This is a genomic window from Ensifer sp. Root127 (genome assembly GCF_001425225.1).
In the GTDB taxonomy this organism is placed as follows: Bacteria; Pseudomonadota; Alphaproteobacteria; order Rhizobiales; family Rhizobiaceae; genus Ensifer; species Ensifer canadensis.
In genome coordinates, this window is sequence record NZ_LMDX01000035.1 from 1 (window position 1) to 17,587 (window position 17,587).

The window sequence follows — 17,587 nt, forward strand, 5'->3', positions numbered from 1 at the left end:
GTGATCGCTGCAGTCAGCGACGTCTTGCCATGGTCAACGTGGCCAATCGTGCCAATGTTAACGTGCGGCTTGTTGCGCTCAAATTTGCTCTTTGCCATTTTCGGCTCTCCGTTTCCTGTCCCCTGTCGGGGAAACCTTATCTATCTGTTTTCAGCGAAAGGGTATTCCGGTCACTTCTGACCGGAATACTTTGCCTGGATTTCCTGTGCGACGTTCGACGGGACCGGCGAGTAATGATCGAAGGTCATCGTGTACTGGGCGCGGCCCTGAGACATCGAGCGCAGGTTGTCCACGTACTTGAACATGTTCGCCAACGGGACGTTCGCATTGATGACGACGGCAACACCGCGTGCTTCCTGGCCCTGGATCTGGCCACGGCGCGAGTTCAGGTCGCCGATAACGTCACCGACGTAATCTTCCGGCGTTACGACTTCGACCTTCATCATCGGCTCGAGGAGCTGAGCGCCGGCCTTCTTGGCTGCTTCACGGAAGCAGGCACGCGAAGCGATTTCGAACGCCAGAACCGACGAGTCGACGTCGTGGAAGGCACCGTCGATGAGCGTCGCCTTGACGCCCAGCATCGGGAAGCCAGCCAGCGGACCCGAAGACAGAACGCTTTCGATGCCCTTCTGGACGCCGGGGATGTATTCCTTCGGAACAGCACCGCCAACGATCTTGGACTCGAACTTGAAGTCTTCGCCATCCGGGTTCGGTTCGAAGACGATCTTGACGCGCGCGAACTGGCCGGTACCACCGGACTGCTTCTTGTGCGTGTAGTCTTCTTCGTGCTGACGCGTGATGGTTTCGCGGTAGGCAACCTGCGGCGCGCCGACGGTTGCTTCGACCTTGAATTCGCGACGCATGCGGTCAACCAGGATGTCGAGGTGGAGTTCACCCATGCCTGCGATGATCGTCTGGCCGGACTCTTCGTCGGTCTTGACGCGGAACGACGGGTCTTCTGCAGCCAGGCGGTTGAGCGCGAGGCCCATCTTTTCCTGGTCGCCCTTGGTCTTCGGCTCGATCGCGATCTGGATAACCGGCTCCGGGAATTCCATGCGCTCGAGGATAACCGGCTTCAGCGGGTCGCAGAGCGTATCGCCAGTGGTGGTTTCCTTGAGGCCAGCCAGAGCAACGATGTCGCCAGCAAAGGCTTCTTCGATGTCTTCACGGCTGTTGGAATGCATCTGAAGCATACGGCCGACGCGCTCGCGCTTTTCCTTGACCGTGTTCATGACCGACGTGCCCTTTTCGAGCTTGCCGGAGTAGATACGGGCGAAGGTGAGCGAACCGACGAAGGGGTCGTTCATGATCTTAAAGGCGAGCATCGAAAGCGGCTCGCTGTCGTCAGCGTGGCGCTCGGTCTCGGCTTCGGTCTTGACGTCGATGCCCTTGATCGCCGGGATGTCCATCGGCGACGGCAGGTAGTCGACAACGGCGTCGAGAAGCGGCTGAACGCCCTTGTTCTTGAACGCGGTGCCGCAGAACATCGGGTGGAACTTCACGTCGATGGTGCCGCGGCGAACGAGCGCACGGATCTGGTCGTTATCAGGCAGGTTGCCTTCGAGATACGCTTCAGTCGCAGCTTCATCGATCTCGACAACGGTCTCGATCAGAAGTTCGCGGTACTTCTGCGCTTCTGCCTTCATGTCATCAGGAATTTCGACGACGTCCCACTGGGCGCCGAGCGATTCGTCGCGCCAGATGAGAGCGTTCATCTCGATCAGGTCGATGACGCCCTTGAACTCGGTCTCAGCGCCGATCGGCAGCTGCATGACGACCGGGATCGCACCGAGGCGCGACTTGATCATCGAGACAGAGCGGTAGAAGTCAGCGCCGGTCTTGTCCATCTTGTTGCAGAAGATCATGCGCGGAACGTTGTACTTCTCAGCCTGACGCCAGACGGTTTCCGTCTGAGGCTCAACACCGGCGTTGGCGTCGAGCAGCGCGATGGCGCCGTCGAGAACGCGCAGCGAACGCTCGACTTCGATGGTGAAGTCAACGTGGCCGGGGGTGTCGATGATGTTGAAGCGGCGGGTCTTGCCATCACGACCCTTCCAGAAGGTCGTGGTCGCAGCAGACGTGATAGTGATGCCGCGTTCCTGCTCCTGCTCCATCCAGTCCATGGTAGCGGCGCCGTCGTGGACTTCGCCGATCTTATGGGACTTACCGGTGTAGTAGAGAATACGTTCGGTCGTCGTCGTCTTGCCGGCGTCGATGTGCGCCATAATACCGAAATTGCGGTAGTCTTCGATTTTGTATTCGCGAGCCATAGGGACTCCCTTTCGAAATTGGTCGTCGATTACCAGCGGTAGTGCGAGAATGCACGGTTGGCGTCGGCCATCTTGTGCGTGTCTTCGCGCTTCTTGACGGCGCTGCCACGGTTGTTCGCAGCGTCCATGAGTTCGCCGCAGAGGCGATCAACCATGGTCGTTTCGTTGCGCTTGCGGGCAGCAGCAATCAGCCAGCGGATGGCGAGCGCCTGACGGCGTTCCGGACGAACGTCGACGGGAACCTGGTAGGTTGCACCACCAACGCGGCGCGAACGGACTTCGACGTGCGGAGCGATGTTGTCGAGGGCCGAATGGAACACGGCGATCGGCTCCTGCTTCAGCTTGCCCTGAACGGCATCGAAGGCACCGTAAACGATGCTTTCAGCAACCGACTTCTTACCATGAAGCATGATGGCGTTCATGAACTTGGTGACAACCAGATCGCCGAACTTCGGATCCGGGTTGATCTCGCGCTTTTCTGCACTGTGACGACGTGACATACGTTTTGTCTCTCAACTGTTGACTGGCGCCTTAACACGCGGAGAACCTCGCGCAGCGCCGAATTCGTGAAACCCGAAATTACTTCGGACGCTTCGCACCATACTTGGAGCGGCGCTGCTTGCGGTTCTTGACACCCTGCGTATCGAGAACGCCACGGATGATGTGGTAACGGACACCCGGAAGGTCCTTTACGCGGCCGCCGCGGATCATGACAACCGAGTGTTCCTGAAGGTTGTGACCTTCACCCGGGATATAGCCGATGACCTCGAAACCGTTGGTCAGGCGAATCTTGGCAACCTTACGCAGAGCCGAGTTCGGCTTCTTCGGGGTCGTCGTGTAGACGCGGGTGCAAACACCACGCTTCTGCGGGTTTTCCTGCAGAGCAGGAACCTTGTTGCGCTTTACCTGTGCCTGACGCGGCTTGCGGATCAGCTGGTTTACGGTAGGCATGTAACCATCCCTTGCAAAATCTTGTCTCGTTACCCTTGCGGGCGGATCGTTGCCGTCTCCGGCGATACGGACACCTGTAAAATGCGCAAACGAGGACCGATCCGCTTCGTCGCGGATGGCCCTACAAAAAGCAGAGGACACAGCATTTCGCGCGTCATGCGTGCAGCATTTTTTGTAGTCAGCGTGCGTTTCGAACCTTGTTTGAGGCGAACTCCAGAACGCGACGTTCCGAACCAGCCAGCCTCACATGGGCTCCGATGCGGCGGGGTGTACTGATTTCAAGGCCGACAGTCAAGGGCAATTAACAAATATTCTCCCGCCAACAGACCCGCCATGCCCGGAAAACAAGGCTTTGGCGGGTGTCGGGGTGGGTCCTGGCGACCCTGTCTGCACTTGAACACAGACAGCTTCGAACAGGGTTAAGGAATCGGCAACCAGTTTGTGACGGTTTTCCACCGCCATGATTCTGCCGAGTCGCCAAAGCCTGTGGCCTCGCAGCTATTTCTTTCGCGCTGCACTGAAAAGGGCGCTAAAGTCGGCCGCGCACTCGAAAGGATATTCAATGAGCGTCACGCCTGACAACGACAATGCACCGGACGAGCCGATGGTCTTCATCATCATCGGCAAGGCCTATGAGACCGACGGAGACGACGAAGGCGTGGACATTCACGTGATGTTGCGCGCACCCGACGACGATACGGCCGTGCGCGAGGCGCTGAACGCGCTCGCCGAGGAAGGCTTCCTGGAGGCCGACCTCGATCAGATCGGCACACTGACAGACGTGCCGAACGAGGAGCCGCATGCCTCGGCCTACCAGGGCGCCCTCGAAGGCGAAGTTGCGATCATCCGTTTCAGCTGAGGCCGTCGACGCCCCAACGTCGCCTCCCCTTCCAGCCTACCACAATGAAAAAGCCGCCCGGATCGCTCCGGGCGGCTTTTCTGATTTGAGGAAACGAGGGCGAGAACGCCCTCCTCCCATTATTCGGCCGCTGCGTTTTCCTTCGCGAGATCGGCGAGCATCGGGGTGGCAACATCTGCGCCCGTACCCTTGCGACGCTCTTCGAGAATCATCTCGTCGCGCGCCGTCGCGATGCGGCGGATCTGCGTCATCGTTCCGCCGGTACCAGCCGGGATCAGACGGCCGACGATGACGTTTTCCTTCAGACCCTGCAGGCCGTCGACCTTGCCGGCGATCGCCGCTTCGGTCAGCACCTTGGTGGTTTCCTGGAACGACGCCGCCGAGATGAACGACGGTGTCTGCAGCGAGGCCTTGGTGATGCCGAGCAGGACCGGATCGCCGTATGCCGGCTTCTTGCCCTGTTCGATCAGGCCGTCGTTGACGTCTTCGAGCTCGATGCGATCGACATTGTCACCGACGATGTAGGTCGAGTCGCCGGCATCGGTGATTTCCACCTTCTGCAGCATCTGACGAACGATGACTTCGATGTGCTTGTCGTTGATCACAACGCCCTGCAGTCGGTAGACTTCCTGGATTTCGTTGACCAGGTAGGAAGCGAGTGCTTCCACTCCCTTGATCGCCAGGATGTCGTGCGGCGCCGGGTTGCCGTCGAGGATGTAGTCGCCCTTTTCGATGTAGTCGCCATCCTGAAGATGGAAGGGCTTGCCCTTCGGGATCAGGTATTCGACCGGCTCAACACCGTCTTCAGCAGGCTCGATCAGAACGCGACGCTTGTTCTTGTAGTCGCGGCCGAAGCGGATCGTACCATCGATCTCAGCGATGACGGCGTGATCCTTCGGACGACGTGCTTCGAACAGTTCGGCAACGCGCGGCAGACCACCGGTGATATCCTTGGTCTTGGCGCTTTCCAGCGGCGAACGTGCCAGCACGTCACCCTGGGAAACCTTCGTGCCCGGTTCAACCGAGAGAATGGCGTCAACCGAAAGCATGAAGCGGGCGTCACCACCACGCGACAGCTTCAGGACCGCGCCGTTCTTGTCCTTGATGACGATCGCCGGCTTCAGGTCGGTACCGCGCGGCGTCGAACGCCAATCGATAACCTGACGCTTGGTGATGCCGGTGGACTCGTCGGTCGCTTCGAGCACGGAGATGCCGTCGACGACGTCTTCGAAGTGAACGGTACCTTCCACTTCCGTCATCATCGGACGGGTGTAGGGGTCCCACTCGGCAAGACGCTGACCGCGCTTCACCTTGTCACCATCGTCGACGAAGATCTTCGAACCGTAGGCGACACGCTGCGAGGAGCGCTCGACACCACGTTCGTCGAGGATCTGGACGGCCATGTTACGACCCATGGCGACAAGGATGCCGTCAGAGTTGCGCAGCATGTTGCGGTTCTTGATCTGTACCGTGCCTTCGTAGGACGCTTCCAGGAACGACTGGTCGACCACGGTCGCCGTACCGCCCAAGTGGAAGGTACGCATGGTGAGCTGGGTGCCCGGTTCACCGATCGACTGTGCAGCGATAACGCCAACCGCTTCGCCCATGTTGACCGGCGTACCACGTGCCAGGTCGCGGCCGTAGCAGACGCCGCAAACGCCCGTCTGGATTTCGCAGGTCAGCGCCGAACGGATGCGGATCGACTGGATACCAGCCTTTTCGATCTCGATGACGTCGGGTTCCAGGATCATCCGGCCGGCGTCGACGAGACGAACGCCCGTGACCGGGTGATCGATGTCGTCCAGAGCCGTACGGCCAAGAATACGAGCGCCAAGCGAAGCCACAACCTGACCGGCATCGACGATCGCCGTCATGGTGAGGCCATTCTCGGTGCCGCAATCGACGGAGTTGACGATGCAATCCTGCGCCACGTCGACGAGACGACGCGTCAGGTAGCCCGAGTTCGCGGTCTTCAAGGCGGTGTCGGCCAGACCCTTACGGGCACCGTGGGTCGAGTTGAAGTACTCGTTAACGGTCAGACCTTCCTTGAAGTTCGAGATGATCGGCGTCTCGATGATTTCACCCGACGGCTTGGCCATCAGGCCGCGCATGCCGCCCAGCTGACGCATCTGGTTCGGAGAACCACGGGCGCCGGAGTGCGACATCATGTAGATCGAGTTCATCGGCTTCTGACGGCCGTTGTCGTCAAACTCCACAGCCTTAATGCGGGCCATCATTTCGTCGGCGACCTTCTCGGTAGCCTTGCCCCAGGCGTCAACGACCTTGTTGTACTTTTCGCCCTGGGTGATGAGGCCGTCATTATACTGCTGCTCGTATTCCTTCACGAGCGCTTCAGTATCGCCGACGATCTTCACCTTGGTGTCCGGAATGACCATGTCGTCCTTGCCGAACGAAATGCCGGCGCGGCAAGCATGGGCAAAGCCGAGCTGCATGATGCGGTCGCAGAAGATGACCGTGTCTTTCTGACCGCAGTGACGGTAGACCGTGTCGATCATCTTGGAGATGTTCTTCTTGGTCATTTCCTGGTTGCAGGTCTCGAACGGCACGTTGACGTTGCGCGGCAACAGTTCACCGATGATCATGCGGCCAGGCGTGGTTTCGTAGATCTTCGAAACCGGGTTGCCCTCGGCATCGACGGTCTTGAAACGGCCACGGATCTTGGCGTGCAGTGTCACGGACTTGGTTTCGAGCGCGTGATGCAGCTCGCCCATGTCAGAAAACGCCATGCCTTCGCCGGGCTCGTTCTGGTTCAGGATCGACAGATAGTAGAGACCCAGAACCATGTCCTGCGACGGAACGATGATCGGCGCGCCGTTAGCCGGGTGCAGAATGTTGTTCGTCGACATCATCAGCACGCGTGCTTCGAGCTGCGCTTCGAGCGACAGCGGCACGTGAACGGCCATCTGGTCGCCGTCGAAGTCGGCGTTGAAGGCCGTGCAGACGAGCGGGTGCAGCTGGATGGCCTTGCCTTCGACCAGGGTCGGTTCGAAGGCCTGGATGCCCAGGCGGTGCAGCGTCGGTGCGCGGTTCAACAGAACCGGATGCTCGCGGATGACCTCGTCCAGGATATCCCAGACTTCCGGCTTTTCCTTTTCGACGAGCTTCTTGGCCTGCTTGACGGTCGAGGAATAACCCTTGGCGTCGAGGCGAGCGTAGATGAACGGCTTGAACAGCTCGAGCGCCATCTTCTTCGGAAGACCGCACTGGTGCAGCTTCAGCTCCGGACCGGTCACGATAACCGAGCGGCCGGAGTAGTCGACGCGCTTGCCGAGCAGGTTCTGACGGAAGCGGCCCTGCTTGCCCTTGAGCATGTCGGACAGCGACTTCAGCGGACGCTTGTTGGCGCCGGTGATGACGCGACCGCGACGGCCGTTGTCGAACAGCGCGTCCACAGATTCCTGCAGCATGCGCTTTTCGTTGCGGATGATGATGCCTGGAGCGCGCAGTTCGATCAGACGCTTCAGACGGTTGTTACGGTTGATCACGCGGCGATAGAGATCGTTCAGATCCGACGTCGCGAAACGGCCGCCGTCGAGCGGCACGAGCGGGCGCAGGTCCGGCGGGATCACCGGAACGACCTTCATGATCATCCATTCCGGGCGATTGCCGGAATCCATGAAGTTCTCGACGATCTTCAACCGCTTCATCAGCTTCTTCTGCTTCAGATCCGAGGTGGTCTCGGCCAGATCCGAACGCAGATCGCCAGCGATCTTCTCGAGGTTCATCGAAGCGAGCATTTCATAGATCGCTTCAGCACCGATCATCGCGGTGAACTGATCTTCGCCGAACTCGTCGACGGCGAGCATGTAGTCTTCTTCGCTGAGGAGCTGGTTTTCCTTCAGCGACGTCAGACCGGGCTCGGTGACGATGTAGTTCTCGAAGTAGAGAACGCGCTCGACATCCTTCAGCGTCATGTCGAGCAGCGTCGAAATGCGGCTCGGCAGCGACTTCAGGAACCAGATGTGGGCAACGGGAGCGGCGAGCTCAATATGGCCCATGCGCTCACGGCGAACGCGCGACAGCGTAACTTCAACGCCACACTTTTCGCAGATGATGCCCTTGTACTTCATGCGCTTGTACTTGCCGCACAGGCATTCGTAATCCTTGATCGGACCGAAGATACGAGCGCAGAAGAGACCGTCACGTTCCGGCTTGAACGTACGATAGTTGATCGTCTCCGGCTTCTTGATCTCACCGTAAGACCAGGAAAGAATCTTCTCCGGCGAGGCGATCGAAATCCGGATGGAATCGAAAGTCTGTGCAGGCACCTGCGGATTGAAAAGATTCATGACCTCTTGGTTCATGCCTGTCTCCTTTACGGGCTTAACGCCCTGAGCTTGGCGAGAGTGCCGACAAATCCCGGGCGCCGGCCCCTCTGCCCCATAAACAGCTAAAACCGCATTTGATGCGGCCCCGTTCCTCTCGCTTGCCAATGAAGCCTTGCGGAGGAAGCGGTGCGCGCCGCGACGCGGCACGCACCTTGATGTTTCTTATTCGGCTGCGTCAGGCAGCTGCGCTGCACCGAGTTCGTCGACCTTGGTGTTCTCGAGTTCGACCGAGAGGCCCAGCGAGCGCATTTCCTTGACGAGAACGTTGAAGCTCTCGGGAATGCCCGCTTCGAAGGTATCGTCGCCACGGACGATCGCTTCGTAGACCTTCGTACGACCGGCCACGTCGTCCGACTTCACCGTCAGCATTTCCTGCAGGGTGTAGGCGGCGCCGTAGGCTTCGAGCGCCCAGACTTCCATTTCCCCGAAGCGCTGACCGCCGAACTGCGCCTTGCCGCCCAGCGGCTGCTGGGTGACGAGCGAGTAAGGACCGATCGAACGGGCGTGGATCTTGTCGTCGACAAGGTGGTTCAGCTTCAGCATGTAGATGTAGCCGACGGTCACCTGGCGGTCGAATTGATCGCCGGTACGGCCATCATAAAGCGTCGACTGACCGGTTACCTTCAGGCCCGCCTGCTCCAGCATCTCGTTGACGTCAGCTTCGACAGCACCGTCGAAGACCGGCGTCGCGATCGAAACGCCACGACGGGTCTGCTCGGCAAGCCGTACGATCGACTCGTCGTCGTACTGCTTGATCGGCTCACCCTTCGGGCCCGACCCGATGACGCTGTCGATGGTGTCGCGCAGCGGCTGGATATCGGCACCTGCCTTGTAGGCATCGAGCATCGCGCCGATCTTCTTGCCCATGCCGGCGCAAGCCCAGCCAAGATGGGTTTCGAGGATCTGGCCGACGTTCATGCGCGAAGGCACGCCGAGCGGGTTCAGAACGACGTCGACGTGCGTACCATCTTCCAGGAACGGCATGTCTTCGATCGGCACGATACGCGACACGACACCCTTGTTGCCGTGACGGCCGGCCATCTTGTCGCCCGGCTGGATCTTGCGCTTAACAGCGACGAAGACCTTGACCATCTTCATGACGCCCGGAGGCATTTCGTCGCCGCGCTGGACCTTTTCGACCTTGTCCATGAAGCGCTGTTCAAGGCGCGACTTGGATTCGTCGTACTGGGCGCGAAGCGCTTCGATCTCGCCCTGAGCCTTCTCGTCTTCGATGGCAAACATCCACCACTGCGAGCGGGGATATTCGCTGACGACGAGGTTGGACAGCTCAGTGCCCTTCTTGAAGCCCTTCGGACCTGCAACCGCGGTGTGACCGCGCAGCATGTCGACGAGACGTGCGTAGACGTTACGATCGAGGATCGCCTGTTCGTCGTCGCGGTCCTTGGCCAGTCGTTCGATTTCCTCGCGCTCGATCGCCATCGCGCGCTCGTCCTTCTCAACGCCGTGGCGATTGAAGACGCGAACTTCGACGACGGTGCCGAACGTGCCCGGGGGCATGCGCATGGACGTGTCGCGCACGTCGGAAGCCTTTTCACCGAAGATGGCGCGCAGAAGCTTTTCTTCCGGCGTCATCGGGCTTTCGCCCTTCGGCGTGATCTTGCCGACCAGGATATCGCCCGGCTGAACCTCAGCACCGATGTAGACGATGCCGGCTTCGTCGAGATTACGCAGCGCTTCTTCCGAAACGTTCGGAATGTCGCGGGTAATTTCTTCCGGACCCAGCTTGGTGTCACGCGCCATCACTTCGAATTCTTCGATGTGGATGGAGGTGAACACGTCGTCACGCACGATGCGCTCGGACAACAGGATCGAGTCTTCGTAGTTGTAGCCGTTCCACGGCATGAACGCGACGAGCGCGTTGCGGCCGAGTGCCAGATCGCCGAGATCGGTCGACGGACCATCAGCAATGATGTCGCCCTTGTTCAGAACGTCACCGACGGTGACCAGCGGGCGCTGGTTGACGCAGGTGTTCTGGTTCGAACGCTGGAACTTCTGCAGACGGTAGATATCGACGCCCGACTTCGACGGATCGAGGTCTTCGGTGGCGCGGATAACGATACGGGTCGCATCGACCTGGTCGACGACACCGCCACGACGGGCTGCAATGGCAGCGCCGGAGTCGCGGGCAACGACCGGTTCCATGCCGGTACCGACGAACGGAGCTTCGGCGCGCAGCAGAGGCACGGCCTGACGCTGCATGTTCGAGCCCATCAGTGCGCGGTTGGCGTCGTCGTTCTCCAGGAACGGGATGAGCGCCGCGGCGACCGAAACGAGCTGCTTCGGCGAAACGTCCATCAGGTTGATGTTGTCACGCGGTGCCAGCATAACTTCGCCGGCATGACGGCAAACGACGAACTCTTCCGAGAACGCACCATCGCTATCGAGAACCGAGTTTGCCTGGGCGACGTGGTACTTCGCTTCTTCCATTGCGGAGAGATAAACGACGTCGTTCGTCACCTTGCCGTCAACGATCTTACGGTACGGGCTTTCGATGAAGCCGTACTTGTTGACGCGGGCAAAGGTTGCAAGCGAGTTGATCAGACCGATGTTCGGGCCTTCCGGCGTTTCAATCGGGCAGATACGGCCGTAGTGCGTCGGGTGAACGTCACGGACTTCGAAGCCTGCGCGCTCGCGGGTCAGACCACCCGGGCCAAGTGCCGAAAGACGGCGCTTGTGGGTGATTTCCGAAAGCGGGTTCACCTGGTCCATGAACTGCGACAGCTGCGAGGAGCCGAAGAATTCGCGGACGGCGGCGGCAGCCGGCTTGGCGTTGATCAGGTCCTGCGGCATGACGGTATCGATTTCGATCGACGACATGCGTTCCTTGATCGCGCGCTCCATGCGCAACAGACCAAGGCGGTACTGGTTTTCCATCAGTTCGCCGACAGAACGAACACGGCGGTTGCCGAGGTTGTCAATGTCGTCGATTTCGCCCTTGCCGTCACGCAGCTCGACCAGCATCTTGACGACAGCCAGGATGTCTTCCTTGCGCAGGATACGAACGGTATCAGCCACTTCAAGGTCGAGACGCATGTTCATCTTCACGCGACCGACGGCCGAGAGGTCGTAACGCTCGGCATCGAAGAACAACGTGTTGAACATGGCTTCCGCAGAATCCATGGTCGGCGGTTCGCCCGGACGCATTACGCGGTAGATATCGAACAGAGCATCCTGACGGTTCTCGTTCTTGTCTACGGTCAGCGTGTTGCGGATGTAGGCGCCGACATTGATATGGTCGATGTCGAGAACCGGGATTTCGTCGAAGCCGGCCGACAGAATGACGGGAAGCGTCTTCTCGTCGATCTCGTCGCCTGCTTCGAGGTAGATTTCACCGGTCGAGAAGTTGACGATGTCTTCGGCAAGGTAGTTGCCATAGAGGTCGTCATCGGTCGCTTTCAGGGCCTTGAGACCCTTGTCCTGCAACTGGCGCAGCAGGCGCGGCGTCAGCTTCTTGCCAGCTTCGACAACCACTTCGCCGGTATCGGCGTCGACCATCTCGGTGATCGCCTTCTGGCCCTTCAGCGCATCCGGCTGGAACGGCACGCGCCAGCCAGCGCCGTCGCGCTGGTAGAGCGACTTCGTGTAGAAGGTGTCGAGGATCTCCTCGCCGTCCATGCCGAGCGCCATCAAAAGCGAAGACACGGGGATCTTGCGGCGGCGGTCGATACGGGCGTGGACGATATCCTTGGCATCGAACTCGATGTCGAGCCAGGAACCGCGATACGGGATCACGCGGGCAGCGAAGAGCAGCTTGCCGGAAGAGTGGCTCTTGCCCTTGTCATGGTCGAAGAACACGCCCGGAGAGCGGTGCATCTGCGAAACGATAACGCGCTCGGTGCCATTGACGATGAAGGTACCGTTGTCGGTCATGAGCGGCATATCGCCCATGTAGACGTTCTGTTCCTTGATGTCCTTGATCGACTTCGCGCCGGTATCCTCGTCAATATCGAACACGATCAGGCGCAGGGTCACCTTGAGCGGTGCTGCGTAGGTCAGATCGCGCTGACGGCATTCTTCGACGTCGAACTTCGGCTGTTCGAATTCGTAGGACACGAACTCGAGCATCGAAGCGCCGGAGAAATCCTTGATCGGGAAAACCGATTTGAAAACGGCTTGAAGGCCCTCATCAGGGCGTCCGCCCTTGGGCTCTTCAACCATAAGAAACTGGTCGTAGGATGCCTTCTGAACCTCGATGAGGTTCGGCATTTCTGCGACTTCTGGAATTTTACCAAAAAACTTGCGTACGCGCCTGCGACCGTTAAACGAAAGGGTCTGAGCCATCGTCGCTCCTTGTCAATCTTGCATCCGGGCCTGCAACGGACGGGAACCGATGGCCAGTCGACCCCGTCAATCAATGAGTAGTTCAATCTCGTCTAACTTGCGGAAAACGCCCAGCGCGGATTGCTGTGCTGAATTCCGTTCGAGACCATCCTCTTGAAGAACCCATTACCCAAAAGCCGTTTTGCGACAGGCTTTTGGGTAATATGTTCTAAAAACGGTCAAAGAGAGGCGGCCGAAATGGCCACCTCCCCTTGCAAAATGCCGAATTACTTGACGTCAACCTTGGCGCCAGCGTCTTCGAGCTTCTTCTTGAGGTCAGCAGCTTCAGCCTTCGAAACGGCTTCCTTGACCGGCTTCGGAGCGCCTTCGACCAGGTCCTTGGCTTCCTTGAGGCCGAGACCGGTGATGGCGCGGACTTCCTTGATGACGTTGATCTTGTTGGCGCCAGCGTCAACGAGGATAACGTCAAATTCGGTCTTTTCTTCTTCGACCGGAGCAGCAGCACCGGCGCCGCCAGCAGCAGCAACAGCTACCGGAGCAGCTGCAGAAACGCCCCACTTCTCTTCGAGCAGCTTGGAAAGCTCAGCAGCTTCCAGGACGGTCAGCGAGGAGAGGTCTTCAACGATCTTTGCGAGATCAGCCATTTTACTTTTCCTTTTGTTCGGTTCGAACTGGTTTTAAATACAACAGCGAAAATCCGCCTTAGGCGGCTTCGTCCTTCTTGGCATAGGCGGCGAACACGCGGGCAAGCTGGCTTGCCGGTGCTGCAACAACCGTAGCAACGCGGGTTGCCGGGGCATTGAGAAGGCCCAGCAGCTTTGCGCGCAGCTCGTCCAGCGAAGGCAGGGTCGCAAGCGACTTGACTGCTTCGGCGGTGAGCGTGGTTGTTCCCATGGAACCACCGAGAACAACGAGCTTGTCGTTGGTCTTGGCGAAATCCATGACGACCTTAGGAGCCGTGATCGGGTCTTGGCTGAATGCGATCAGCGTCTGACCCTTGAAGAGATTTGTCATCCCTTCCGACTCGGTGCCCTGAAGAGCGATCTTGGCCAGGCGGTTTTTCGCGACTTTGACGGTGCCGCCAGCAGCTCGCATCTTCGAACGGAAGTCGTTCATCTGCGCAACTGTGACACCAGCATAGTGGGCCACGACAACCGAACCGGAAGCCTTGAAGACTTCGTTCAGCTCCGTGACGAATTCGCGTTTTTCCGCTCTTTCCACTGTCTGTCTCCAGTTGACAGGGTTGCATGAACTGCAGCCCCTGCCGGGTTTGCCTTTGTCACCAGGGATCTCAAAAAAGATCCCAAGTAACGCTTGAGGATCCTGTCCCTTGGCGTTCCCGGAAAGCCGGGTCTGACACAAGGCAAGCGAGGCTCGAACCGAATTTCGACGCCTCCGGCGTCATCGTGAAATTCAGATCTTACCCGTCTCATGCAGGCCGAAGTGATTAAGGTAAAACCACCCGCAATCTCGGACAGGAGTTCCGGATCGAGATCCGGATTTCCGGCCCCGAAGGGCCGGAAATTATTGCTCGGGCCGAAGCCCGAAATTCATTAGGCGACGCTGAGCGTTGCCGGGTCGATCTTCAGGCCCGGGCCCATGGTCGACGAAATCGCTACGCGCTTGACGTAGTTGCCCTTGGCGCCAGCAGGCTTCGCCTTGACGACCGCGTCAGCGAAGGCGCGGATGTTTTCTTCCAAAGCCTTGGCGTCGAACGAAGCCTTGCCGATGCCGGCGTGGATGATACCAGCCTTCTCGACGCGGAATTCGACGGCGCCGCCCTTGGATGCCTTGACGGCACCGGCAACGTCCATGGTGACCGTTCCGACCTTCGGGTTCGGCATCATGCCGCGCGGGCCGAGAACCTTACCGAGGCGGCCGACGAGCGGCATCATGTCCGGGGTCGCGATGCAACGATCGAAGTCGATCTTGCCGCCCTGAACGATTTCGACGAGCTCTTCAGCGCCGACGATGTCTGCACCGGCAGCCTTGGCTTCATCAGCCTTGGCACCACGTGCGAACACGGCAACACGAACCGTGCGGCCCGTGCCGTTCGGCAGGTTGACGACGCCGCGAACCATCTGGTCGGCGTGGCGCGGGTCAACGCCAAGGTTCATCGCGACTTCAACAGTCTCGTCGAACTTGGCAGTTGCACGTTCCTTGACCAGCGATACGGCTTCGGTGAGGCCGTAGATCTTCGTCGGGTCGATGCCCTCGCGGGACTTCTGTACACGCTTTGCAATCTTCGCCATGGTCTTAGCCCGCCACTTCCAGGCCCATGGAGCGGGCAGAGCCCTCGACCATTGCCATTGCGCCTTCGATATCGGCCGCGTTGAGGTCCTTCATCTTGGCCTCTGCGATCGTGCGGATCTGAGCCTTGGTGATCGAGCCAGCCTTGGCCTTACCTGGGGTCTTCGAACCGGACGTGATCTTCGATTCACGCTTCAGGAAGTAGCTGACCGGCGGCTGCTTCATGACGAAGGTGAACGACTTGTCCTGGTAATAGGTGATGACGACCGGGATCGGCATACCCTTTTCCATTTCCTGCGTGGCGGCATTGAACGCCTTGCAGAATTCCATGATGTTAATGCCACGCTGACCGAGTGCAGGACCGATCGGCGGGGACGGATTGGCCGACCCTGCCTTCACCTGCAGCTTGAGCTGGCCTGCAACTTTCTTAGCCATTTCTCTCTGCCTCTCATTGCCTCATCGCGACGGATCGAAACGAGGAACTGTTGCGCCGGTTTCCCGGCATGTAGCCGATCAGGGATCGGCGGCTGCGGTTGCGTGGTGCGGACCCTTCGTCCCGGCTAAGGCCGACGTCCTTCCACGCGCATGCGGATTTCTCCGCCAGGGCAGGCCTAAACGACTTGCCCAATCTCTTTTGATCTTCTCAGACCTTCTCGACCTGGCCGTATTCCAGTTCGACCGGGGTCGCACGACCGAAGATCGAAACCTCGACCTTCAGGCGCGACCGCTCCTCGTCGACATCCTGAACGATGCCGTTGAACGAGGCGAACGGACCATCCGAGACGCGAACCTGCTCGCCGATCTCAAAGGAGACGGACGGCTTCGGACGCTCGACGCCATCCTGGACCTGGCCGAGGATACGATCGGCTTCATGATCCGGAATCGGAACCGGCTTGCTGTCGGTCCCGAGGAAACCGGTGACCTTCGGCGTGTTCTTGATGAGGTGAAAGGCCTCATCCGTCAGGTTGGCGCGCACCAGGACGTAACCCGGGAAAAACTTGCGCTCGGCATCAACCTTGCGGCCGCGGCGAATCTCGACAACCTTTTCGGTCGGAACAAGGATCTTCTCGAACAGATGCGAAAGACCTTTTTGCTTGGCCTTTTCCTCGATCGATTCAGCTACCTTCTTTTCGAAATTCGAATAGGCGTGAACAATATACCAGCGTGCAGCCATACTACCCTCCACCCAATCAAGCGCCAGCGTTGAGGACTAGGCCAATCAGCCAACCCATCAACTGGTCCGCAGCAAAGAAGAAGGCAGCGGCAAAAAAGACCATGACAAAAACCATCAGCGTCGAGATCATCGTCTCGCGCCTGGATGGCCAAGTTACTTTCGACGCCTCTGAGCGAACCTGCTGCAGAAACGTAAACGGATTCGTTTTGGATGCCATGTAATGCTCACGCCATTACGGCGCGTAAAGCCGATGATTCAGCCCCACGCACCGCGTGTCTGTTTGGACCCTACATAAAGACCGATTCTACAAATCACAAGAGGCATTCGGTCTTTTCTGTGAATTTCGATGGTCGGCTTATCCGACCTCCTTCCACCTTACCCGGCTTTGAGCCGCTTGCAAAGGCGAAGGCAATGGCAGGGGCAGCCGGGCTTGAACCGACGACCTGCGGTTTTGGAGACCGCCGCTCTACCAACTGAGCTATACCCCTAGATCGCTTCAGCCGGTCATTCTCGAACCGGTCAGCGCATCAAGTCAGCGGCTTATTATTCAGTTTATCGGGCGATGACAAGCGTCTTTGACGGAAAAGAGCAAAAATCCTCAATCAAGTCTTCCCCCCTCCGCCCAGACGGCCGCTCGCCCGCCATATGACCTAGCGAAAACGCATTGTTTTCAATGATGCCACCTCCTCCTCTGCGATTTTCGAGCACCGTTTCGAAGCCAACAGATAGGATTGCGAATCGGTCGAGTGCGACAAGGCAAACCTATGACTGATATCCGCCTGGTTGAATATGATCCGTTCTGGCCAGAGGATTTTGCAGCGCGTCGCCGCGTCATCGCAGGCCTCCTGGCGCCACTCATTGCCGACATTCAACACGTTGGCAGCACAGCCGTACCCGGACTGGCGGCCAAGCCGAAGATAGATATCGACGCCGTCCTTCAATCTGAAGGCGACATTCCGGTAGCGCTCGAAAGCGCGGCTACGGCCGGCTATCACTTCCACGGAGATCCCTACGGCAATGGCCTATGGACACTCACCATGAGCGGGGCGCCCTATGGTACCCGCCTCTATATATGCGGGCCTGACAACCACGCGCATCAAGCGCGCATCCTGTTTCGCGACTACCTGCGCCGACACACGGGAGTCGCGCGACAGTACGAACTGCTCAAACGGAAACTGATCATCCAGGCAAGAGGCAATTGGGACATCTACGCCAGCGGAAAGAGCGAGTTCATCGCCGGCGTCCTGCGTCGGGCTCAAAACGAAAAGCCCCGCTGTTTCCAGCGGGGCCTTTTTGAAGCGAAATAACCCTGAGATTACTCGACGATCGAAGCAACGATGCCGGCGCCGACGGTACGGCCACCTTCGCGGATAGCGAAGCGCAGCTTTTCTTCCATCGCGATCGGAACGATCAGCTCAACGGCAACCGTGAC

The 17,587-nt window shown here is 59.0% G+C and carries 14 protein-coding genes, 1 tRNA gene and 1 pseudogene; 2 read left to right on the top strand and 14 right to left on the bottom strand.

Annotated elements, in window-relative coordinates:
* The 4 genes from ASD03_RS39420 to rpsL all read right to left on the bottom strand — a co-directional run.
* Nucleotides 1-98, bottom strand: a 98-nt coding sequence (locus ASD03_RS39420) for a GTP-binding protein (RefSeq protein WP_141681087.1), incomplete at its 3' end; no start/stop codon positions are given.
* A gap of 72 nt (nucleotides 99-170) precedes the next feature.
* Entirely contained in the window at nucleotides 171-2,270 is a 2,100-nt protein-coding gene (fusA, locus tag ASD03_RS29080) for an elongation factor G (protein WP_025426663.1), read from the bottom strand.
* Nucleotides 2,271-2,299: 29 nt separating this feature from the next.
* Nucleotides 2,300-2,770, bottom strand: coding sequence for a 30S ribosomal protein S7 (gene rpsG, locus ASD03_RS29085; RefSeq protein ID WP_025426662.1), 471 nt, complete (start codon nucleotides 2,768-2,770; stop codon nucleotides 2,300-2,302).
* 79 nt (nucleotides 2,771-2,849) lie between these two features.
* Nucleotides 2,850-3,221, bottom strand: coding sequence for a 30S ribosomal protein S12 (rpsL, locus tag ASD03_RS29090; RefSeq protein ID WP_003507760.1), 372 nt, complete (start codon nucleotides 3,219-3,221; stop codon nucleotides 2,850-2,852).
* Nucleotides 3,222-3,783: 562 nt separating this feature from the next.
* On the opposite strand from rpsL, the gene ASD03_RS29095 reads away from it, so the two are divergent.
* The gene (locus ASD03_RS29095; protein WP_025426661.1) at nucleotides 3,784-4,080 is read left to right on the top strand and encodes a hypothetical protein; all 297 of its coding nucleotides are present in this window, start codon (nucleotides 3,784-3,786) and stop codon (nucleotides 4,078-4,080) included.
* A 119-nt stretch (nucleotides 4,081-4,199) separates the two neighbouring features.
* On the opposite strand, the gene rpoC is transcribed toward ASD03_RS29095, so the two are convergent.
* From rpoC to ASD03_RS29140, 9 genes are all read right to left on the bottom strand, one after another.
* On the bottom strand, nucleotides 4,200-8,405 hold the full coding sequence (rpoC, locus tag ASD03_RS29100; RefSeq protein WP_025426660.1) for a DNA-directed RNA polymerase subunit beta': 4,206 nt from the start codon (nucleotides 8,403-8,405) through the stop codon (nucleotides 4,200-4,202).
* Between the two features lie 186 nt (nucleotides 8,406-8,591).
* Complete coding sequence (rpoB, locus tag ASD03_RS29105; RefSeq protein ID WP_025426659.1) at nucleotides 8,592-12,731, bottom strand: DNA-directed RNA polymerase subunit beta; 4,140 nt, start codon at nucleotides 12,729-12,731, stop codon at nucleotides 8,592-8,594.
* Nucleotides 12,732-12,997: 266 nt separating this feature from the next.
* Nucleotides 12,998-13,375, bottom strand: a complete 378-nt coding sequence (gene rplL, locus ASD03_RS29110) for a 50S ribosomal protein L7/L12 (RefSeq protein WP_025426658.1) — start codon at nucleotides 13,373-13,375, stop codon at nucleotides 12,998-13,000.
* Nucleotides 13,376-13,433: 58 nt separating this feature from the next.
* A complete protein-coding gene (rplJ, locus tag ASD03_RS29115) occupies nucleotides 13,434-13,952 on the bottom strand; it encodes a 50S ribosomal protein L10 (RefSeq protein ID WP_025426657.1) in 519 nt (172 codons plus the stop codon).
* 332 nt (nucleotides 13,953-14,284) lie between these two features.
* Complete coding sequence (gene rplA, locus ASD03_RS29120) at nucleotides 14,285-14,983, bottom strand: 50S ribosomal protein L1 (protein ID WP_025426656.1); 699 nt, start codon at nucleotides 14,981-14,983, stop codon at nucleotides 14,285-14,287.
* Between the two features lie 4 nt (nucleotides 14,984-14,987).
* Nucleotides 14,988-15,416: a 50S ribosomal protein L11 gene (gene rplK, locus ASD03_RS29125; RefSeq protein WP_025426655.1), complete on the bottom strand. Its 429-nt coding sequence runs from the start codon at nucleotides 15,414-15,416 to the stop codon at nucleotides 14,988-14,990.
* 208 nt (nucleotides 15,417-15,624) lie between these two features.
* A complete protein-coding gene (gene nusG / locus ASD03_RS29130; protein ID WP_025426654.1) occupies nucleotides 15,625-16,155 on the bottom strand; it encodes a transcription termination/antitermination protein NusG in 531 nt (176 codons plus the stop codon).
* A gap of 16 nt (nucleotides 16,156-16,171) precedes the next feature.
* The gene (secE, locus tag ASD03_RS29135) at nucleotides 16,172-16,372 is read right to left on the bottom strand and encodes a preprotein translocase subunit SecE (protein ID WP_025426653.1); all 201 of its coding nucleotides are present in this window, start codon (nucleotides 16,370-16,372) and stop codon (nucleotides 16,172-16,174) included.
* Nucleotides 16,373-16,567: 195 nt separating this feature from the next.
* Nucleotides 16,568-16,643: transfer RNA gene (locus tag ASD03_RS29140), tRNA-Trp, on the bottom strand.
* Between the two features lie 276 nt (nucleotides 16,644-16,919).
* Here ASD03_RS29140 and ASD03_RS29145 point away from each other — a divergent pair.
* Complete coding sequence (locus ASD03_RS29145; protein ID WP_025426652.1) at nucleotides 16,920-17,462, top strand: GrpB family protein; 543 nt, start codon at nucleotides 16,920-16,922, stop codon at nucleotides 17,460-17,462.
* 8 nt (nucleotides 17,463-17,470) lie between these two features.
* Here ASD03_RS29145 and tuf read toward each other — a convergent pair.
* Nucleotides 17,471-17,587, bottom strand: a pseudogene (gene tuf, locus ASD03_RS38255) (elongation factor Tu); the annotation flags it as partial.